General features: G+C 72.5%; 19 protein-coding genes and 1 tRNA gene. 8 read left to right on the top strand and 12 right to left on the bottom strand.

Features of this window, described 5'->3' with window-relative positions; genetic code table 11:
• Positions 1-100 precede the first annotated feature (100 nt).
• Complete coding sequence (locus tag CW362_RS19080; protein ID WP_103550716.1) at positions 101-2,629, bottom strand: ABC transporter permease; 2,529 nt, start codon at positions 2,627-2,629, stop codon at positions 101-103.
• 231 nt (positions 2,630-2,860) lie between these two features.
• Complete coding sequence (locus CW362_RS19075; RefSeq protein WP_103550715.1) at positions 2,861-3,631, bottom strand: ABC transporter ATP-binding protein; 771 nt, start codon at positions 3,629-3,631, stop codon at positions 2,861-2,863.
• A gap of 587 nt (positions 3,632-4,218) precedes the next feature.
• On the opposite strand from CW362_RS19075, the gene CW362_RS19070 reads away from it, so the two are divergent.
• From CW362_RS19070 to CW362_RS19060, 3 genes are all read left to right on the top strand, one after another.
• A tRNA-Leu gene (locus tag CW362_RS19070) sits at positions 4,219-4,301 on the top strand.
• A gap of 267 nt (positions 4,302-4,568) precedes the next feature.
• Entirely contained in the window at positions 4,569-5,753 is a 1,185-nt protein-coding gene (locus CW362_RS19065; protein WP_103550714.1) for a 4-hydroxybenzoate 3-monooxygenase, read from the top strand.
• 229 nt (positions 5,754-5,982) lie between these two features.
• Positions 5,983-6,879 (top strand): Bax inhibitor-1/YccA family protein, encoded by an 897-nt coding sequence (locus tag CW362_RS19060; RefSeq protein ID WP_103550713.1) that lies wholly within the window; start codon positions 5,983-5,985, stop codon positions 6,877-6,879.
• 130 nt (positions 6,880-7,009) lie between these two features.
• On the opposite strand, the gene CW362_RS19055 is transcribed toward CW362_RS19060, so the two are convergent.
• Positions 7,010-7,240, bottom strand: coding sequence for a DUF4287 domain-containing protein (locus CW362_RS19055; RefSeq protein ID WP_103550712.1), 231 nt, complete (start codon positions 7,238-7,240; stop codon positions 7,010-7,012).
• Positions 7,241-7,344: 104 nt separating this feature from the next.
• Between CW362_RS19055 and CW362_RS19050 the strand changes: the two genes are divergently transcribed.
• On the top strand, positions 7,345-7,656 hold the full coding sequence (locus tag CW362_RS19050; RefSeq protein ID WP_206300988.1) for a hypothetical protein: 312 nt from the start codon (positions 7,345-7,347) through the stop codon (positions 7,654-7,656).
• A 48-nt stretch (positions 7,657-7,704) separates the two neighbouring features.
• Here the strand turns inward: CW362_RS19050 and CW362_RS19045 are convergent, their stop codons facing one another.
• The 3 genes from CW362_RS19045 to CW362_RS19035 form a co-directional block, all read right to left on the bottom strand.
• Positions 7,705-8,511 (bottom strand): hypothetical protein, encoded by an 807-nt coding sequence (locus CW362_RS19045; protein WP_103550710.1) that lies wholly within the window; start codon positions 8,509-8,511, stop codon positions 7,705-7,707.
• Between the two features lie 282 nt (positions 8,512-8,793).
• Positions 8,794-10,014: an acetyl-CoA C-acetyltransferase gene (locus tag CW362_RS19040; RefSeq protein WP_103550709.1), complete on the bottom strand. Its 1,221-nt coding sequence runs from the start codon at positions 10,012-10,014 to the stop codon at positions 8,794-8,796.
• 403 nt (positions 10,015-10,417) lie between these two features.
• Positions 10,418-11,446: an SGNH/GDSL hydrolase family protein gene (locus tag CW362_RS19035; RefSeq protein ID WP_103550708.1), complete on the bottom strand. Its 1,029-nt coding sequence runs from the start codon at positions 11,444-11,446 to the stop codon at positions 10,418-10,420.
• A 143-nt stretch (positions 11,447-11,589) separates the two neighbouring features.
• Between CW362_RS19035 and CW362_RS19030 the strand changes: the two genes are divergently transcribed.
• A complete protein-coding gene (locus CW362_RS19030) occupies positions 11,590-12,984 on the top strand; it encodes a cystathionine beta-synthase (protein ID WP_103550707.1) in 1,395 nt (464 codons plus the stop codon).
• A 591-nt stretch (positions 12,985-13,575) separates the two neighbouring features.
• On the opposite strand, the gene CW362_RS19025 is transcribed toward CW362_RS19030, so the two are convergent.
• Positions 13,576-14,013 carry a hypothetical protein gene (locus tag CW362_RS19025; RefSeq protein WP_162684124.1) on the bottom strand — a complete coding sequence of 146 codons (438 nt, stop codon included), beginning with the start codon at positions 14,011-14,013 and terminating at the stop codon, positions 13,576-13,578.
• 144 nt (positions 14,014-14,157) lie between these two features.
• On the opposite strand from CW362_RS19025, the gene CW362_RS19020 reads away from it, so the two are divergent.
• The 3 genes from CW362_RS19020 (at position 14,158) to CW362_RS19010 (ending at position 16,245) form a co-directional block, all read left to right on the top strand.
• A complete protein-coding gene (locus tag CW362_RS19020; protein WP_162684123.1) occupies positions 14,158-14,577 on the top strand; it encodes a hypothetical protein in 420 nt (139 codons plus the stop codon).
• A 74-nt stretch (positions 14,578-14,651) separates the two neighbouring features.
• Positions 14,652-15,521, top strand: a complete 870-nt coding sequence (locus tag CW362_RS19015; RefSeq protein ID WP_103550741.1) for a MurR/RpiR family transcriptional regulator — start codon at positions 14,652-14,654, stop codon at positions 15,519-15,521.
• 154 nt (positions 15,522-15,675) lie between these two features.
• Entirely contained in the window at positions 15,676-16,245 is a 570-nt protein-coding gene (locus tag CW362_RS19010; protein WP_103550704.1) for a hypothetical protein, read from the top strand.
• Between the two features lie 30 nt (positions 16,246-16,275).
• On the opposite strand, the gene CW362_RS19005 is transcribed toward CW362_RS19010, so the two are convergent.
• The 5 genes from CW362_RS19005 to CW362_RS18985 form a co-directional block, all read right to left on the bottom strand.
• Positions 16,276-16,650 (bottom strand): roadblock/LC7 domain-containing protein, encoded by a 375-nt coding sequence (locus tag CW362_RS19005; protein WP_103550703.1) that lies wholly within the window; start codon positions 16,648-16,650, stop codon positions 16,276-16,278.
• A 14-nt stretch (positions 16,651-16,664) separates the two neighbouring features.
• On the bottom strand, positions 16,665-17,171 hold the full coding sequence (locus tag CW362_RS19000) for a roadblock/LC7 domain-containing protein (RefSeq protein ID WP_103550702.1): 507 nt from the start codon (positions 17,169-17,171) through the stop codon (positions 16,665-16,667).
• Positions 17,172-17,236: 65 nt separating this feature from the next.
• On the bottom strand, positions 17,237-18,049 hold the full coding sequence (locus tag CW362_RS18995; protein ID WP_103550701.1) for a hypothetical protein: 813 nt from the start codon (positions 18,047-18,049) through the stop codon (positions 17,237-17,239).
• The gene (locus CW362_RS18990) at positions 18,046-18,453 is read right to left on the bottom strand and encodes a hypothetical protein (RefSeq protein ID WP_037628227.1); all 408 of its coding nucleotides are present in this window, start codon (positions 18,451-18,453) and stop codon (positions 18,046-18,048) included. Before CW362_RS18990 ends, CW362_RS18995 begins: the two co-directional genes overlap by 4 nt.
• 352 nt (positions 18,454-18,805) lie before the next feature.
• Positions 18,806-20,230: a type III PLP-dependent enzyme domain-containing protein gene (locus CW362_RS18985; protein WP_103550700.1), complete on the bottom strand. Its 1,425-nt coding sequence runs from the start codon at positions 20,228-20,230 to the stop codon at positions 18,806-18,808.
• Positions 20,231-20,294 lie beyond the last annotated feature (64 nt).

Here is a 20,294-nt window from a genome sequence, read left to right as displayed (position 1 = left end):
GCGGCGCGACGCAGCGGGGAGGGGGTCCCGCTCCTGATGGAGCGGGACCCCCTCCCCGCGTGTCCTCGGGCCGTCGCGGCGGCCCCTCCGCCGCGTCCCGCTACTCGGACTTGATCGCCGTCAGCATGTTCAGACGGGCCGCCCGGCGGGCCGGCCAGAGCGCGGCCAGGACGCCGACCGTCGCCGCGAGCAGCAGGAAGACCGCCATCCGGCCCCAGGGCAGCACCAGTTCGTACGTCGACATCCTGCTGCCCAGCAGCTCACCGGCCGCCCAGCCGAAGAACACGCCGAGACCGATGCCGAGGACACCGCCGAAGAGCGAGATGACCAGCGACTCCAGGCGGACCATCCGCTTGATGCCCTTGCGGTCCAGGCCGATCGCGCGGAGCATCCCGATCTCCTGCGAGCGCTCGAAGACCGACATCGCCAGGGTGTTGATGACGCCGAGGACGGCGACGATCACCGCCATCGCGAGCAGGCCGTAGAGCATGTTCAGCATCAGCGTGAACATCTGCGCGATGCTGTCGGAGAAGTCCTGCTTGTCCTGGACCTTGACGGCGGGGTTGTCGCCGAGGGCCTTCTCCAGCCGGTCCTTGGTCGTGTCCGAGGCCCCGCCGGCCGTCTTCACCATGACCTGCATGTCGGAGGCGTCACGCTGGTGCGGGGCGAGCGTCGCGTTGTCGAGCATGATGCCCCGCATCATCTCGTTGGCCTCGTACACCCCGGCGACGGTCAGGTTCTGCTTCGCGCCGTCCTCGTAGGAGACCCGGAAGCCGGAACCGGCCTTCCAGCCGTGGGACTTCGCCGTGTCCGAGTCGACCACGACCCGGGTGCCGCCCACCTCGAAGGAGCCGTCGGTGACGGGGAGGTCGGTGAGCTCGCCGATCGCCGCGCCGTTGACGCCGGTCAGGAACTCGGTCTGCCGGTCGATGCGGGAGGGGGCGTTGCGCAGCCCGCTGATGCCGGTGACCCCGTCGACGGCGGCGAGCTTCTTCTCGACGTCGGGGGAGAGGGAGTTGCCGTTCGCCATCGACACCAGGTAGTCCGCCCTGATCGCCGACGTGGCCATCTTGTCGATCGACTTCTGGAGGCTGCCCGCCATCACCGTCATACCGGTGATCAGCGTGAGGCCGATCATCAGCGCCGAGGCGGTGGCGGCCGTACGGCGGGGATTGCGCACCGAGTTCTGCCGGGCCAGCTTGCCGGAGATCCCGAAGACCCGCAGGACGGGGGCCGCGGCGGCGATCAGCGGGCGGGACAGCAGCGGCGTCAGGACGAAGACGCCGAGGATGAGCAGCACCGCGCCCAGCCCCATCGGGGCCTGGCCGTCCGAACCGTCCATCGTCGTGGCGTAGAGGACCACGGCGACACCCACGGCCGCGAACAGGGCGCCGATCGTGTTCCGCAGGACCAGGGACTTCGTGGTCGCCTTCGCGTGGACGCTGCTCATCGCGGCGACCGGCGGGATCTTCGCGGCGCGGCGGCCCGGCAGCCACGCGGCCAGCATCGTGACGAGGACGCCGACGAGCAGCGCCGTGCCGACGGTGCCGGGGGAGACGACCAGCGGGCCGTCGGGCACCGTGGCGCCGAGCGTGCCCATCAGGGAGCGCATCGCGGCGCCGATGCCGATGCCCGCGGCGAGTCCGCCGACGGCCGCCACCGCGCCGACCACGAACGCCTCGATCAGCACCGACCGGGTGACCTGGCGGCGGGAGGCGCCGACGGCGCGCAGCAGCGCCAGCTCCTTGGTGCGCTGGGCGACCAGCATGGTGAAGGTGTTGGCGATGATGAACGTGCCGACGAACAGCGCGATGCCGGCGAAGACCAGCAGGCCCGTCTTCATCCCGCTCATCGCGGCGGAGATCTGCTCGGCCTGGTCGTCGGCGAGCTTCTGTCCGGTGACGGTGGAGGCGGTGTCCTCGGGCACGACGGCGTCGAGCGCCTCGCGCAGCGCGCTCTGGCTGGTGCCGGGGGCGGCCTTCACGTCGATCTCGTCGTACGCGCCGACCGAGTGGAACAGCCGCTGCGCGGTCGCCGTGTCGAACAGGGCGAGGCTGCCGCCCGCGGCCACGTTGCCGTCGTCGGTGCGGAAGATGCCGGTGACGACCGGCTCGAGGACGGGGCCGTCGACCGACATGCGGACGGTGTCGCCGACCTTGTAGCCGGCCCGCCTCGCGGTCTCGGTGTCGATGGCGATCTCGTCGGCGCCGTGCGGCGCGTGCCCGGCCGTCAGGGGGTAGCGGGGGTCCTTGTCGCCCCAGTAGTTGCCGCCCTGCGACTGGAAGCCGCCGCCGATGAGCTTGCCGTCCTTGTCGGCGATGGCGGTGAAGCCGTTGACGACACCGATCGCGGAGGCGGCTCCGGGCACCCCGGCCGCCTTGTCGAGCAGGGGCCGGGTCAGTTTGTGCCTCTTGCCGACGGTGTCGCCCGTGTCCGCCGCGCTCTCGGGGCGGATGGCGACGTCGACCTGGTCGAAGCCCTTGGCGGAGCTCTTCTGGTAGGCGTCCGAGATGGTGTTGGTGAAGACCAGGGTCCCCGAGACGAACGCGACGCCGAGCAGGACGGCGAGCACGGTCATCAGGAGCCTGGCCTTGTGCGCGAACACGTTGCGCAAGGCGGTACGGAACATGGGTCTTCTCAGTCCAGGAGTCGCGGGCGGGCGCGGGAGGGCGCGGTGAGCCGCGGACCGGCGCGCGGAAGGGCGCGGGCGGCCGGGGCGGGCACGGGGTCCGTGCGAGGAGGTGCGGGAGGCCGGCGCGGGGGAGGGGCGGAGCGCCGGGGCGGCCCGGTGGGGCGGGTCCGGCGCTCCGGCCGGGTGGCGCGGCGGCCGGGGACGCCGGGGTGGCCGTCCGGCGGGGTGTCAGCTGGTGCGGCCCTTGCCGTCGAACTGCTTCATGCGGTCCAGGACGGTCTCGGCCGTGGGCTCGTGCACCTCGTCGACGATCCGTCCGTCGGCGAGGAAGACGACCCGGTCCGCGTAGGCGGCGGCCACCGGGTCGTGGGTCACCATCACCACGGTCTGGCCCAGCTCCCGTACGGAGTTGCGCAGGAAGCCGAGCACCTCCGCGCCCGAGCGCGAGTCGAGGTTCCCGGTCGGCTCGTCGCCGAAGATGATGTCGGGGCGGGAGGCGAGGGCGCGGGCGACGGCGACGCGCTGCTGCTGGCCGCCGGAGAGCTGGGAGGGACGGTGGCTCAGCCGGTCCGCGAGGCCGATCATCTTGATGACACGGTCCAGCCACTCCTTGTCGGGCTTGCGGCCCGCGATGTCCATCGGGAGCGTGATGTTCTCCAGGGCGTTCAGCGTCGGCAGCAGGTTGAACGCCTGGAAGATGAAGCCGATCTTGTCCCGGCGCAGTTTGGTGAGCTGCTTGTCCTTCAGGGAGCCGAGTTCGGTGTCGCCGATGCGCACCGAGCCGGAGGAGAAGGTGTCCAGTCCCGCCACACAGTGCATCAGCGTGGACTTGCCGGACCCCGAGGGGCCCATGATCGCGGTGAACTCGGCCTGCCGGAAGTCGACGCTGACCCGGTCGAGGGCGACCACCTGGGTCTCGCCCTGTCCGTAGACCTTCGACAGTTCCGTGGCGCGGGCTGCGACCGCGGTGCTTGTGCCGGCGAGCGGGGTGGTGGTCACGGGAGGGTGCTCCTGTCGGGACGAGGGCGTCGAGGGGGACGTGTTCCATCGTCCGCGCCGATCCGCGGGATGTAGTCACCCGCTGTTCCGGTTCCGGAGACAGACTGGGGTCGGACCGGGAGCGGCCGTGTCATACCTGGGTATGACGCAGCTCCCTGAGAACCGTCCGGGTCGGATGCCGTCAGGACCGCCGGGAGACCCTCCGCGGGGCTCCCCGCGAGGACGCCCGGACCGGACGTCACGGCGGTGTGCGGGCACCTCCCGGCCGGGCGTCGCGAGGCCTGTGGCCCTCCTCGGGAAGTGCGCCGCCGGGGGGCGGGGGGCGCGCGTCGCGCGGTCGCCCTCCCGGGAGTCCGCCCGAGGTCTGGGCCGAGGCTCGTCGTGATCGGGTTCGGACGGTGAAATTCCGTCAATCCGCGTACGCGGGCCCGGCGCGTCCGGGAGGCTGTTGGCAAGTGCTGACGGCCTGTGCGGTGTGCTGATGCACCCTCAGACGCCAATAAAATAAGACAACATCGGTACGCACGCCCGCTGTTCGGGTGACGCTCCCCGATAGGCTCGGGAACTCGATGCGGAGCCCATGGTCCGCCCGGATGGTGGAATGCAGACACGGCGAGCTTAAACCTCGCTGCCCCTCGCGGGCGTACCGGTTCAAGTCCGGTTCCGGGCACTTCCCGTCCCTGTGACGCAGGACGCGGGTCACAGTCGGAACATTCCGAGCGTGGCCCGCCGGTCGCATTCCTGGTCGCCGCCGCCCTCTCCGCGACATCCCGCCGGCCCGTTCGGGGCCGTTCCCCCTCGCTTCTCCGCACCCCCTCGGCGTCACGCTCGGTGAGCGTCGCGTTCGCCCGTTGACAGCGGTTCCCCGGCGGCGGAGACTCGCGGGCCATGCAAGTGAAGGAAAGTTCACTGTGCGAACAGAGGAGAGGGTGGGCCGATGCGCACCACCGTGGGGATCGTGGGAGCCGGGCCCGCCGGGCTGCTGCTGGCCCGGCTGCTGCACCGCTCCGGGATCGGATCCGTCGTCCTGGAGAGCCGGGACCGCGCCCATGTGGAGCGGCGGCAGCGGGCCGGGGTCCTGGAGCAGGGGACCGTGGACGTGCTGCGGGCCGCCGGGGCCGGGGAGCGGATGGACCGGGAGGGGCTGCGGCACGACGGGATCGAGCTGCGGTACCGGGGGGAGCGGCACCGGATCGACTTCCCGGCGCTCACCGGCGGGCGCTCGGTGATGGTGTACGCGCAGACCGAGGTGTGCAAGGACCTCGTCGCGTTGCAGCTCGAGGAGGGCGGTCCGCTGCTGTTCGAGGCCGAGGCACTGGCCGTCGAGGGGGCCGAGGGCGACCGGCCCCGCGTGCGGTTCCGGCACGAGGGACGCGAGGACGTGCTGGAGTGCGACTACGTGGTCGGGTGCGACGGCTTCCGGGGCGTCGCCCGCAAGGCCGTGCCCGCCGCGCTCTCCCGCACCTACGAGCGCGCGTACCCCTTCGGCTGGCTCGGCATCCTCGCCGACGTCCCGCCCTCCCACGACGAGCTCGTCTACGCCCGCCACGACCGGGGCTTCGCCCTGCTCAGCATGCGCTCGCCCACGGTCTCCCGCCTCTACCTCCAGGTGCCCGCGGGGACGGACGCCGGGGAGTGGGGCGACGAGGCGATCTGGGACGAGCTGGAGCGCCGGCTGGAGACCGCCGACGACTGGCGGCTGCGGCGCGGCACCATCACCTCCAAGTCCGTCACCCCGATGAGGAGTTACGTCCACGAGCCGATGCGGCACGGCCGGCTCTTCCTCGCCGGGGACGCCGCCCACATCGTGCCGCCGACCGGGGCCAAGGGGCTCAACCTCGCCGTCGGCGACGTCGTCACCTTCGCCGACGCCCTGATCCACCTCGGGGACACCGGATCGGCGGAACGGCTCGACGCCTATTCCGAGACCTGCCTGCGCCGGGTCTGGCAGGCCGAGCGGTTCTCGTACGACATGACCGCCCTGCTGCACCGCGACCCCGCCGCGACCCCCTTCGAGGACCGCGTCCAGCTGGCCCGCCTGGAGCGGATCGCGAGCTCGCGGGCGGCCGCGGCGGACCTCGCGGAGGGCTACACGGGCTTCCCCCTGGGCGAACGGCGCTGACAGCGGGGAACAACGGGGGATCAAGGCGAATTGAGAGGGCATGCGGGCTCCGTGGAGCCGGCTCGACGGGAGCCGGTGTCACGGCTTAGTACCAGTACGGGCGTGCGAGGACGCACGCGCGTACGGTGGCTCGACGAGGGAAAGATCCTCCCCAAGCACTAGGGTCATTCCTTTGCCTACCTATTACCCTTGAGCCCAAGGCCGCGCAAGGTGGCCATGGAGGAGTGAAATGAGGAGCAGTAACCCGGTCTTCTCGCGACGGGGGTTCAGCCGCGACAACGGTTACGCGGGCTTCAACGCGGCGCCGCAGGCCGGGGGACCCGCTGTCGGCACGCAGGGGAACCCGTACGCCCAGCAGGGCGGCAACCCCTACGCGCAGAACCCCTACGCGCAGAACCCTTACGCACAGCAGGGCCTCCAGCACGGCGCTCCGCCGCAGGCCCCGGTCACCACCGGCCGTATGACGATGGACGACGTCGTCATGCGTTCGGCCATGACGCTCGGCACGGTCGTCCTCGGCGCCGTCCTGGCCTGGGCGCTGCTGCCGGTCTCCAGCACGAGCTACGGCCTGGCCATCGGCTCCGCCCTGGTCGCCTTCGTGCTCGCGATGGTGCAGTCCTTCAAGCGCACCCCCAACCCCGCGCTGATCCTCGGTTACGCCGCCTTCGAGGGCGTCTTCCTCGGGGTCGTCAGCGAGATGTACAACGCTGCCTGGTCCGGCGCGCCCTTCCAGGCCGTGCTCGGCACCATGGCCGTCACCGGCGCCACCCTCCTCGTCTACAAGGCGGGCTGGATCCGGGTCACCGCCCGGTACGCGCGCATCGGCCTGACCATCGCCATCGCGTTCGTCGCCGTCATGGCGGTGAACCTGCTGCTGGTCGTCTTCGGCGTCGCCCCGGACGGCGGACTGCGCAGCAGCGGCCCGCTGGGTGCGATCGTCGGCATCCTGGCGATCCTGATCGGTGCGTTCTTCCTGACCCTCGACTTCAAGCAGATCGAGGACGGCATCACCTACGGTGCGCCCAAGGAAGAGGCCTGGCTGGCCGCGTTCGGCCTGACCATGACCCTCGTGTGGATCTACCTCGAGATGCTGCGGCTGGTCGCCATCTTCAGCGGCGACGACTAGCGGCGCCGGCGGCCGGACAGGCCGTCGGACGACCTGAAGGGCCCGCGAACCACGGTTCGCGGGCCCTTCGTCATGGGGCGCGGGTCCTCACGTGCCTGTCGTCACGTGCCCGCCGTCCCGGGGCGCGCGGTCACAGCAGTTTGCGCGCGGCCCTTCTCAGGTCGTACTCGTGGATGATCGCTTTGGCGTGGCCGTACGCGAGGTCGTGCTCGGCGCGGAGCCAGCTGACCTTCTCCTCGAAGCGGAAGAGGGCGGGGCCTTCGTCGACGGTGCGGAGCCAGTCGGAGATCTCACGACCGGTGCAATGGGGGATGCGGGCGAGCAGGTTGCGATGGGTCTCCTCGGAGAAGACTTGGGACATCGGCGCCTCCGAACGCAAAGGGGATGTAAGCCGGTCCTTCACGCCACCGTGCCTGAGGGTTGAGGCGTTGGCAACAGTCCCGCCGCTGCGCGTAGTCTCGCGGCGTGCTGGATACGACGCCGTTGACCCGAGCCGTGGACCACTTCGCCGACCGGTTGCGGGCCGCTCCGCAGAGCCGCCTGCAACGCAGTGCCGCGGCCGAGGCACTGGGGCTGGCCAGGGAGTTCGCGCTGCGCACCCAGCGGGTCGAGGACCCGTCGGGGGAGCCCCGGGAGATGCCCGACGCCGGGATGTTCGCCGCCGCCGACCAAATCACGGTCGCCGCGCACGACTTGGCCCTCGTACTGAAGAACGAGGAGGAACTGGCCGAGGCGGTCACCCTCGTGGCCGAAGCGCAGAAGCGCGCCGGGGTCTGAACCTTCCGGCCGACTCCGGCGCGCGGGCACCGTGCCCCTGGGCGGGCGCTACAGGGACGTTATGACGCGGTCCGCCAGGATGTAGACGTTCTCCTCGCCGAAGGAGAAGGTCAGGGCGTACGCGCCCGAGACGCCGGAGCCGCCGAGCAGGACCGGGGTCTCGCCGGCCGTCAGGGCGGCGGCGAGCCGCTGCGCGGTCTCGCGGTGGCCGGGGGTCATGCACAGGGTCGTGCCGTCGGCGAAGACGTAGACGTCGAGGGTGCCGAGCGGGCCGGGGCGGACGTCCGCCAGTTCCGTGCGGGACTCGGCGAGCTCCTCCAGGCGGGCCACCGTGCGTTCGTGGTCGTCGACCACCGGTGACTGGACGGGGACGAAGTCCGGGTGCGAGGGGTGGCGGCGGCGGGCCGCGGCGAGTTCCGGCGAGTCTCCGGTCGTGCCGGTCTGGGGGAACTCCTCCAGGTCCGTGCCGGTCTCGGCCACCGGCTCCAGGTGGTCCAGGCCCGCGAAGTCCGAGTGGCGCGGCAGGAACGGTTCGCTGTCCGGCAGCCCGAGCAGCGACGGCGCGTCGGAGGCGTCACGCGCCTCCTGGGCGGCCCAGAAGGCCCGCGCCTCGGCGAGTTCCCGCTCCCGCTCCTCGGCCAGCGCCTCGGCCACGGCCGTGCGTATCTCGTCCGCGTCGGCGGATCCGCGCGCCGCGGGCACGAGAGGCCGTGCCAGGGCGGCACGGCTCGCGACGAGTTCGCTGTGCAGGGCTGCGACCTGCCGACGCACACCCCGCAGGGTGCGCAGAACGGCGACGCCCACGGCCGCGCTCGCGGCGGTGGTGAGCAGCAGAGCAATCGGCATGGCGCTCACTGACGTACTCCCGGTTCAAAGTCGGCCCCCGACTTCCTACATCAGCTTGAAGGGCGAACCATCAAACTGTCAGTGCGTAACGTCACGAATAGGACAGGACTTTGTGCCCAAGGTTTAGCCGTGCACGCATCTGACCTGCGGAAATACCCACCCGAGGGGACATAGGTCACATCTTGGAAGGGATTGGATCACAAATCGGCCCAGAGGCCCGGTGGTTCCGGGCTTCTGGGCCGATTCGTTCACGCTGGGTTCAAAACCCGTCACGGGAACGGGTCGTCGCGGTCAGCTGAGGCGTTCGATGACCATCGCCATGCCCTGGCCGCCACCGACGCACATGGTCTCCAGGCCGAACTGCTTGTCGTGGAACTGGAGGCTGTTGATGAGCGTGCCGGTGATGCGGGCGCCGGTCATGCCGAAGGGGTGGCCGATGGCGATGGCGCCGCCGTTCACGTTCAGCTTGTCCATCGGGATACCGAGGTCGCGGGCGCTCGGGATCACCTGGGCGGCGAAGGCCTCGTTGATCTCGAACAGGTCGATGTCGTCCACGGTGAGGCCGGCGCGGCTGAGGGCCTGCTTGCTGGCCTCCACCGGGCCCAGGCCCATGATCTCGGGGGAGAGGCCGGTGACGCCGGTCGAGACGATGCGGGCGAGCGGGGTCAGGCCGAGCTCGCGGGCCTTCGTGTCGGACATGATCACGAGGGCGGCGGCGCCGTCGTTCAGCGGGCAGCAGTTGCCGGCGGTGACCAGGCCGTCGGGGCGGAAGACCGGCTTGAGGCCCTGGACGGCCTCCAGCGTCACGCCCGCGCGCGGGCCGTCGTCCTTGCTGACGACCGTGCCGTCCGGGGTCGTGATCGGGGTGATCTCGCGCTCCCAGAAGCCGTTCTTGATGGCTTCCTCGGCGAGGTTCTGCGAGCGGACGCCGAACTCGTCCATGTCCTGGCGGGTGACGCCCTTGAGGCGGGCCAGGTTCTCGGCGGTCTGGCCCATCGCGATGTACGCGTCCGGGATCAGGCCGTCCTCGCGCGGGTCGTGCCAGGCCGAACCCTCCGACTGCGCGACATCGAGGGTGCGGGCCTCGGCGTCGGCGAAGAGGGGGTTGTGGGTCTCGGGCAGGCCGTCCGAGGTGCCCTTGACGGACCGCGACACCATCTCGACGCCCGCCGAGATGAAGACGTCGCCCTCGCCCGCCTTGATGGCGTGCAGGGCCATGCGGGAGGTCTGGAGGGACGAGGAACAGTAACGGGTGATGGTGCAGCCCGGGAGGTGGTCCATTCCCATCTGCACGGCCACGATGCGGCCGAGGTTGTGGCCCTGCTCGCCGCCGGGGAGGCCGCAGCCGAGCATCAGGTCGTCGATGAGCTTCGGGTCCAGCTCGGGGACCTTGGCGAGGGCGGCCTGGATGATCGTGGCGGTCAGGTCGTCGGGGCGCACGTCCTTCAGGGAGCCCTTGAAGGCGCGGCCGATCGGGGAGCGGGCGGCTGAGACGATCACGGCTTCGGGCATCACGGCTCCATTGGCGTACGGGAAGTGTGCAGGGCTGCTTGGGAAGTTACCCGTACGTACCGTCGAGGTCACCGGTGTGGGGGTGTGACACCGGCCGCACTTTTCTAAGCGCTTGCTTTTTCCTGGCGGGGGCGCCTCTGGGGTGTTTATCCCCGACCGGGGTCGTGAGGAACCCCGCGCCGGGGTGGCCGCCCACGGGGCTCCGCCCCGGACCCCGCTCCTCAATCGCCGGAGGGGCTGAATCTTTCCGTCGGCCGGGACTTGATCTTCCCGTCGGCCGGGGCTGAGTGGCGGGGCGACGCCGGGTCGGGTGACGGGGTCAGGGGCGCGGGGAACTGGGTGATCAGCCCCCGCGCACCTGCGGCCGGGTACGGGCCTCGGCTCGCCCTCGCCCCCGGAGGGGTCAGTTGGACGGGGTCGGGGCCGGGTCCGTCGCCGGGAGGCGTTGGCGGCGGCGGCGCTTGAGGAGGGCCCAGGGGCCACGGGGGCCGGTGGGCATCGCGGCGGTGACCTCGGTGCCGGGCTCGGAGGCCGCCTCGGCCGCCGCACGGGCGACCGGCAGGAACCCCTCGTGACGCGAGACGTCCGGGCGCTCCTCCTCGGCCGGCCAGAGGCCGAGCGCCGCGCAGACCGTGGGAAGTATCGCCATGGCCGCGGTGGCGTACCCCTCGGCCGAGGGGTGGTAGTTGTCCGGGCCGAACAGCTCGCGCGGGTTCGCCGCGAACTCCGGGCCCAGCAGGTCGCCCAGCGACACCGTGCGGCCGCCCTGCTCGACCGTCCCGATCGTCTGGGCGGCCGCCAGCTGGCGGGACGCGCGCCGCGCCAGCCAGCGCAGCGGCTGCTGGACCTGCTCGACCGTGCCCAGATCGGGACAGGTGCCGACGACCACCTCCGCACCGGCCGTGCGCAGCCGGCGCACCGCCGCGGACAGGTGGCGCACGGAGCGCGTCGGCGGCATCCGGTGCGTCACGTCGTTCGCGCCGATCATGATCACGCAGATGTCGGGCGGCCGGGAGGGGTCCGCGAGGGCGAGCGCGACCTGGCGGTCCAGGTCGTCGGACTGGGCGCCGGGCAGCGCCACGTTGCACAGCTCCACCGGCCGCTCGGCCACCGCCGCGAGCCCGGAGGACAGCAGCGCGCCCGGCGTCTGGCGGGCCCTGTGCACCCCCTGCCCCGCGGCCGTCGAGTCGCCGAGCATCGTCAGCCGCAGCGGGGCCTCACCGCTGGGGGCGCCGGTGTAGTCGTATCCGTACAGACCCTCCGCGCGCGGAGCGTAGGGAGCGTGCCCGTTGCCCACGTGCCGCTTCGCCAGCTGGACCTCGGCCAGCACCAGACCGACGGCCGCCGCCCCCACCAGGCCGACCCCGCCCCCGCCGTACGCCGCGCCCGCGGCGATCCGCCGGGCCACCCTCGCCCTCGACATGCTCGACATCCGTCGCCGCCACCTCCTGTAGCCGTACAACCACTGCTTGCCCCGGAGAACGGGTGAGCCAATCTCAACCACGGGTGAACGGCTGCCCAGGGCCGTAGGCTGACGGGACCATTCCTGTAAAAAACGCAGCTCCGGAGACAACGGTGCAATTCCACGACTCGATGATCAGTCTCGTCGGCAACACCCCGCTGGTGAGGCTCAACAGCGTGACCGCGGGTATCCAGGCGACCGTCCTGGCGAAGGTCGAATACTTCAACCCCGGCGGATCCGTGAAGGACCGCATCGCCCTGCGCATGATCGAGGCGGCGGAGGAGAGCGGCGCGCTCAAGCCCGGCGGCACGATCGTCGAGCCGACCAGTGGCAACACCGGTGTGGGGCTCGCCATCGTGGCGCAGCAGAAGGGGTACAAGTGCATCTTCGTGTGCCCCGACAAGGTTTCCGCCGACAAGATCAACGTGATGCGCGCGTACGGGGCCGAGGTCGTGGTGTGCCCCACCGCCGTCGACCCGGAGCACCCGGACTCGTACTACAACGTCTCCGACCGGCTGGTGCGGGAGACCCCCGGTGCCTGGAAGCCCGACCAGTACTCCAACCCGAACAATCCCCTCTCGCACTACCACTCCACCGGTCCCGAGCTGTGGGAGCAGACCGAGGGGAAGATCACGCACTTCGTCGCGGGCGTGGGCACCGGCGGCACGATCTCCGGCACCGGCCGCTACCTGAAGGACGCCAGCGACGGCAAGGTGCAGGTCGTCGGCGCCGACCCCGAGGGGTCCGTGTACTCCGGCGGCTCCGGCCGGCCCTACCTCGTCGAGGGCGTCGGTGAGGACTTCTGGCCGACCGCCTACGACCGGACGGTCGCGGACGAGATCGTCGCGGTGTCCGACAAGGACTCCTTCCAGATGACGCGCCGACTGGCCAAGGAGGAGGGGCTGCTCGTCGGCGGTTCCTGCGGCATGGCCGTCGTCGCCGCGCTGCGGGTCGCCGAGCGTCTCGGCCCCGACGACGTCGTGGTGGTGCTGCTCCCCGACAGCGGACGCGGCTACCTCAGCAAGATCTTCAACGACGAGTGGATGGCCGACTACGGATTCCTGGAGGACGAGGGCCCCAGCGCCCGGGTCGCCGACGTGCTGAACGACAAGGCGGGCGGCTCCATCCCGTCCCTCGTGCACATGCACCCGGAGGAGACCGTCGGCGAGGCCATCGAGGTGCTGCGCGAGTACGGCGTCTCCCAGATGCCGATCGTCAAGCCGGGCGCCGGTCACCCGGACGTGATGGCCGCCGAGGTCATCGGCTCGGTCGTGGAGCGCGAGCTCCTGGACGCGCTGTTCACCAAGCGGGCCTCCCTGGAGGACCCGCTGGAGAAGCACATGTCCTCCCCGCTGCCGCAGGTCGGCTCCGGCGAGCCGGTCGGCGACCTGATGACCGTGCTCGGCGGCGCCGACGCGGCGATCGTGCTCGTCGAGGGCAAGCCCACCGGCGTCGTCAGCCGGCAGGACCTGCTGTCCTTCCTGGCCAAGGGCGGCACCAAGGCCTGACCGCGCCGGGCCCCCGGGAGACCGCCGGGGGCCATGGGGCCGTCCGGGCCCGGCCGCGGGGCGGCGGTCCGGGGCGCACGGGTGACGGCCGGACGCGGCACCGGACGTACATCGTCCGGCAGTCCGGGGTCTGAGCAGGATTTTTGTTCGAAGTGTCGGATCCGTGTGGATCTTCAGGCTCCGGCCGGGACGAACTTCGCGGAAGTGGTACGAGCGCGTCACGTCCGCGCAGCACCCGCTTAACACGGGTCCGGCACATTGGTGGGTGTCGGCAGGGCGGGAGCGGCTCCCCGCCCGGGCCGACGCCGAACGGCGCCAAGGACCTCCGGAGCGGCTCCCGGACCTCCATGGACGCCTAGGACGCGCAAGCCCGGTCCTGACCCGGCCCGCGTCCCTCGCGGGGACCGCCGTCGTCCCGCCCCCCTTCACCGGGGGTGCGGCGGTCCCCGCGCAATACGTCGAAGGGCCCGGCGCTCGTCCCGAGCGCCGGGCCCTCTCGTATGCGGTACGGGATTCCGCGCCGCCCGTCCTCCCGTCCCGTGGCGTCGGCTTCCCGGCGCGTCTCCCGGCTCACCGGCGCCCCTCCGGCGCCTACTCCTCCCAGTCGGACTCCTGCCGGGACCCGCGGCGGCCGAAGAAACCGGGGGACAGGCGCGCCGCCTGGACCACGTTCACCCCGACGATGCCGCCCCAGGCGACCAGCAGTCCGGGCAGGTGCTCGTTGACGACGCCGATCGCGGAGAGCGGGATCGCGAGGACGAGCGAGACGATCCCGAAGCCGAAGCGCTCTCCCCAGGAGTCGGCCGACCGGGGCGAGCGGGCGTCGCGCGCCACCGCCATCTGCTGTTCGGCGAGCCGGCGCCGCACCCGGCGGTCGACGGTGCTGTCGAGACGCTGCTCGACCTTCTCCATGAAGGAGTCGACCAGCGCGGACTCGTACTCGGCGCCGAGTTCCCTGCGCGCGTGCAGGGTGGCGTCGAGTTCCTTCTTCAGCTCCGCGTCGTCATGGCGGGCGTTCATACCGGTCATGTCCATCACGTTAGGCAGCCGAGGCGCGCGTGGCACTGGGGATAGCCCCCCTGTTACGGCTGGGCCGAGCCCCCGGAAGGTGCCCCTTGCCCGCCTGCATATCGTCATGCAGAGTTCTCGGTACCTGAATAGAAGGGTGTGCGCGTGGTGTCGTCGCAGGTCGTGGGCATGTCGTGTGCGGTGACGCCCCGGGCGGCCGTCGCACTCGTGGCCCCGGACGGCCACGGCACCGGCACCGTGCCCGGTGTCCCGCGGGCCTTCTCCGCGCCCGCCCGGCCCGGCCACGCTGTACTCTCCCGGGGCGTCGAGGAACAGGCGGGCCCCGCCTCGCCCGCCGCGCGCCGGACGCCCGGCGCGTACCGTCCCGTCGTCGGCCGCGAACCGGCCGCCGCGGTGAGCGCGCCGTGCCGGCCCGACCCGGAGCCGCCGGCCGGGCGGGCACAGGAGGCGGCGGAGGCGTCGCCCGGCGCGGAGCGGACCGACCGGCCGCTCCCGGACGAGGTGACGGCCGACGCCGCACCGCTCGACCGGTTCACGGACATCTGGAGGGGGAGCACGTCATGAGCACGGGCGGCGACAGGGCCGGTGACGACAGGGGCAGGGACGGTGACGGCAAGGCGATGGGGAACGGCACGGCCATGGGGGACACCGGCGTGGAGAGCGACACGAGTGTGAGCGACAGCCCCGCCGGACGGCTCCAGAGCCTCTTCGAAGGGCGCCGGCTCACCCCGACCCAGCGGCGCATCGCCCACAGCATGGTGCGCAGCGCCGCCGACGTGCCGTTCCTGTCCAGCGTCGAGCTCGCCGAACTCGCCGGGGTCAGCCAGCCCTCCGTCACCCGCTTCGCGGTGGCGCTCGGCTTCGACGGCTACCCGGCGCTGCGCAGGCACCTGCGCGAGGTCGCCCCCGCCGAACCGGCCGCCGACACCGCCTCGTACAACGAGTACCAGCAGGCCGTCGAGGCCGAGATCGAGAACCTGCGCCACCTCGCCGCGGTGCTCGCCGATCCGCGTCCGGTCGCGAGGGCGGGGCGCCTGCTGGCCGCGTCCCGCCCGCTGCCCGTCCTCGGGCTGCGCGCCGCCGCCTCCCAGGCCTACGGCTTCGCCTACTTCGCCGCCAAGGTGCACCCCGACGTGCGGCTGCTGCACGAGGGCGGCACGATGCTCCAGGACCGCGTCGACGCGGCCGTCCGGGCCGGGGCCACGGCCCTGCTGTGCTTCGCGCTGCCCCGGCACCCGCGCGAGGTCGTCGACGCCCTCGGCTACGCGAAGGAGGCCGGGCTGACGGTCGTCACGGTCGCGGACTCGGCGTTCGCGCCGGTGGCGAAGGTGTCCGACCTGCTGCTCCCCGCCGCCGTCGGCACCGGTCTCGCGTTCGACACGGCGTGCGCGCCGATGCTGCTCGGCCGCGTTCTGCTGGAGGCCATGTGCGACGACCTGCCGGACGCGCAGGCACGGCTGGAGCAGTTCGACGCACGGGCCGCGGTGCGCGGACTGTTCGTGGAGTAGGGGCGGGCCCCTCCGGGCGCCGGAGCGGCGATTCCGGCGTTTCTCAGACGCGTCTCACCTTCCGTGGCTAACCTGCGCGCCCGAAGGCATACGGGCGTGACGGCGGTCGACGGCGTGCCCGTGGACGTGCAGGTGCTGGGACGGGAGGCGGATCGTGGCGCGCGGAGGACAGGGACTGGCCCGGGTGGCCGTCGTGGTGCGGGCGGGAGCCGCGCCGCTGTGGTGGTGCGGAGTGCTGGCCGCCGGGATCGGGGTGCTGCTCCCGGGGCTGACGGGGCGCAGGATCGGCGTCCTGGCCGGGACCGCGCTGTTCCTCGTCACGGCGGCCGTGGTGGCGTACTGGCGCAGGAAGCGGTACGACGCCCTGGTCCGCTCGGCCGCGCGCGCCGGTAAGCACGATGTGCTCCAGGACCGTGCCGTGACCGTGCGCAACTGGCGCAGGGGCCACCGCTGGTGGCTGCTGCTCGCCTTCGCCGCCGCGCTGGGGAGCTCGTTCGCCGTGCCCGCCGCGGGCGGCATGCTGCTCGCCGGAGCGGGTGTCGGGCTGTGGTGGAAGGCCGCCCGGCTCGGACGCCTGGAGCGTGCCGGGCAGGCGCTGATCTGGGTGCGCGTCGACTGGCTCGGCCCGCGCGCGGGTGCCCCCGTCGGGAAGCCGGTCCGGGCCGTCCGGGCCACGGGAGTGGCTGCGGGTGACGCCGCGCCCGGTGGGGCGCGGCGTCACTGACCGGAACGGAACCGGACCCGGTGCGGCGGACTAGATCTCCAGATCGGACTCGATCCGCTTCAACTGGTGCCGGGCCATCGCCAGGTTGGCCCGCTTCTGGTCGAGGACCAGGTACAGGAACAGACCGTTCCCGCCGCGGCCCTTCATCAGCCGGATCAGGTGGTACTGGTCCGAGAGCGTGATCAGGATGTCCTCGATGTCGCCCTTCAGGCCCAGGTGTTCCATCGTGCGCAGCTTGGCGCGGACGACGTCGGTGTTGCCGGCCGCCGCGACGGTGAGGTCGAAGCTCTTGCTGCCGCCGATGGTGCCCAGCGCCATTCCGCTGGTGTAGTCGACGAGGGCGGCTCCGGTCGCGCCCTCGATGGACGCCAGAGCCTCTTTGAGGGCGGTCTCGGTGTTCGACATGGTGTGGTGCTCCTTCAGCTCTCTGATGTTCTCGGGTGGTTGGTGGCAGGAGTGGACGGGGAACGCGGGGTGGTGCCGCGTGGGGTGCGCGTGCGCAGCGGGGCCTTCGTGGAGGTCCTGGCCGGTTCGGCGGCCGGCTCGCCTCGGGCCGTGGCGGCGTCGACGAGCTCGCCGATCCGGGTGCCGGAGCGCCGCCCCTCCAGGTGCAGCCGGCCGACGTTGACCCGGTCCTGGGCGAGCAGCGTCAGGACGGCGGAGCCGCCCGCCGCGTACGTCGCGACATAGCCGTGCACGCCGCGCACCAGCAGCTCGCGCAGGTCGCCGTGGCCGGTGGACTCGGCCATACGGATGGCGACTCCCAGGGCGGCCGCGGTGAGCGCGGCCAGGCCGTCCGGCTCGACGCCGGGTGTGTCGTGGGCGAGGACGAGACCGTCGGCGCTGGCCGCGAGGGCTCCGGTCAGCTGGGGCACCCGGGCCCGGAGCCGGTGGAGTTCGTCCAGGACTTCGGCCTCCGCCGCCATCAGCAGTCTCCTCTCGGCACGCTGTCGTAGCGCGCGGATCACAAGGCCTCCCGCGGGGTTGGGACTCACAAGGCCTCCAGCGCGTCTCTGAGCCGCCGCAGCAGCGCGACGTCGGGATCGGCGGAGGTCTGGGTGAGCACGCTGGGCGGGGGGAGCGGCTGCGGTACGGGCGCCGCCGTCACGAGTCCGGCGGCGGCGAGCCGGCGCAGGTCGACGAGCGTGTGGAAGGCGGGCCGCCCCAGCGCGAGGGACACGTCCGCCGCCGTGCGGACGCCGTCCACCCGGCCGAGGACGGCCTCCTGACGCAGCGGTACGGTCGGCTCCGCGGCGAGCGGGGCGCGCCGCAGGGGCGCGGTGTCGGTCGCCGGGTCGGGCCAGATCCGGTGCAGGAGTTCACGCCGGCGCACCGTCTCGCGTTCCACCGCGGCGACCGGGACGGGACGCAGCGGGCCGAACCAGTGCGCGGCGCCGTACCGGAAGCGGCTCGGGGTGCTGCTCGGCCCGAGGACGAAGTAGGCGGCGTCGTACAGGGAGCCGAGGTGGCACAGTTCCAGCGCGCCCTCGGCGATCCGCCCGCTGTCGATCAGGAACCGGCCGACCCGGCGGCGCGCGCCGGCGGTGGCGACCGCCTCCCGCCACACCTCGGGGGCCAGGACGCCGTGGACGGAGAACAGGACGTCGAGTCCGGGGGTGGCGGGACTCTCGGCGTGCACCACCTCGCCGTCGGCGAGGTAGAGGGTGCCGCGCTCGCGGATGAGGACTCCGGTGGCGCGCTCGTCGGCGAGCCTGCCGAGCATCGGTGAGACGCCGCCGGCGGCGCCCGGTGCCGTGTCCCGTATCGGGAGCCGGGGCGGGGGAGGCGTCCTGACGGTGGTCATACGAGCACCAGCCGTCCGGCCATCTCGCCCAGCCGGATGCGCGCCAGGGCGAGGTTGCCGTCCGAGCGGGCCAGCCACAGGTGCAGGAACACGCTGCTGTCGAAGGCGGTCCGGACGAACCGCAGGACGTGATAGCTGTCGCGGTTGCTGATGATCAGGTCTTCGATCGGGGTCTCCTGGTCGGACCACTCCGACCAGTCGGAGCCGCCCTTGGGGGCGAACGATCGGTTCTCCGCGGCGAGTCGGGCCAGTTCGGCGGCTTCCGCCGCGGTCGTCTCGTGGTCGTCACCCGGAGCGTCGCCGACCGTGCCCAGGGCCAGGCCGCTGGTCCAGTCGACCACCGAGGCGCCCCGGGCCCCGGGCAGTGTCATGGCCTCCAGCAGGCACTCGTCGATACCGGGCACCGTGTCTCCCTCCCGCCAAAGGGTTCGGCCGAGTGACGAAGAAGTTACGCACTGTGCGCACGGGAAGGGAGTGATCCGGCATTTTCCTGTGGAAAATGCCCGCGGTGACTAAGGTGGGTCGACTGGCCACATTCTCGGGCGCGTCTAAACCTCCTGGGGTCGGTTCGTGCTGCCCTGGAGCGGTGCCGAGGGGGCGCACATGGGTGCGAACGGGCGCCCTCGGTTCGAGTGCGCGCCGGGGTGTCGGTGAGCCCGTGGGGTGCCTCGGGGTCACGTTCCGCTGCCCCTGTCCTCCCGTGCTCGGGGCCGCGCCCCGGACACCGCTCCTCGAACGCCGGAGGGGCTGGAATCGCTACAGGCCGGTCAGCGCGTGGGCGTGGGCCCCGCCCGACTCCGTGACGATCTCCGCGAGGGTCTGCGGCTCCCGCACGACGGCGAAGCGCACGGCGTCCCCGGCCGGCGTGAAGCCGTAGACGCCGGGGCGGACCAGGGAGTTGTACGCGTAGTGGTGGGCGAAGCAGTACGCGCCGGTGTCCAGGGCGGCCACGTGGTCGCCCTGTTCGAGCAGCGGCAGCGGGCGGCCCTCGGCGAGCAGGTCGCCCGCGAAGCAGGCCGGACCCGCGACGTCCTGGACGACGTCCGGCCCCGGCTTGGGGTGCCCCTTGGCGTCGTACGCGGCGATCCGCAGCGGCCACGACTCCGGCGCGTACACCGTGCGGGTCGCCACCTGCACCCCGGCGTGGGTGACCGCGACCGCCCGGCCCCCGGCGGACTTCGTGTACTCGACCCGGGCCAGCACCGTCCCGTGCTTGGCCAGCAGTGACCGTCCGAACTCGGTGACCAGCCCGTACCGTCCGTCGAACAGTCCCGGTGCCGCCCGCGCGAGCAGCCGCGCGTACTGCTCGTACGTCGGTGCCGTGGCGTCGGAGCCGAAGTCGACCGGCAGCCCGCCGCCGATGTCGACCGTGTCGACCTGGTGCCGCCCGACGCGCCGGTTGATCTCCTCCGCCAGCGCGTACGTCTCCGCCACGCCCCGCGCCATCAGCGGGAGCGGCATGCCCTGCGAGCCGGAGTGCGCGTGCAGCCGGGTCAGCCAGGGGCGGTCGGCGTACGCCCGCACGATCCACGCGCGGGCCCCCTCGTCCCGCAGTGCGACCCCGAACTTGGAGGTCGCCGTCGCCGTGGACAGTGCCCCGATCGAACCCGCGCCGACCTGCGGGTTCACCCGGATTCCGATGGGGGAGGAGGTGTCCGTCGAACGGACGAGGGCGTCGATGCGGTCCAGTTCCTGCGGGTTGTCGGCGTTGACCGCGACGCCCAGGGCGAGTGCCTCGCGCAGCTCGGCGGGCGTCTTGGCCGGCGAGTCGAGCACGGTCCGCCCGGGCGGGATCCCGGCCGCCGCGGCGAGCGCGAGCTCCCCGGGGCTCGCCACCTCCGCGCCGATGCCCCGCTCGTGCAGCAGTCGCAGCACGGGCACGAGGGGCGTCGCCTTCACCGCGAAGGCGTGCAGCACCGGGGTGCCGGGAGCGGTCACCGCCTCGAAGGCGGCGTGCAGCGCGGCGACCGAAGCCCGGACGCCGGTCACGTCGAGGAGCGCGACGACCGGGTGGTCCGGGCCGAGGAGCCCCCGCTCCACGGCGGCCCGCACGGCGTGGTCCCGCCGCGGGACCCGCCCGGCGTCCGGCCCGGATCCCGGTGCCGGCCCGTCCGCCCGCGCCGGCCGGTCGCCCTCCCGGTCCGCCGCCCGGTCCGGGCCCGTCGTTCCGTCGCCGTTCATCGCCGTCCGGCCCCCGTCCGTGCTCCCGTGTCCCGTCGCGCGGGCCGACGGTGGTCCCGAACCC

It is taken from the genome of Streptomyces populi (genome assembly GCF_002911015.1).
Taxonomy (GTDB): domain Bacteria; phylum Actinomycetota; class Actinomycetes; order Streptomycetales; family Streptomycetaceae; genus Streptomyces; species Streptomyces populi.
The sequence above is the reverse complement of the archived record's forward strand: the minus strand, read 5'-3'. Positions and strand labels throughout refer to the sequence as shown.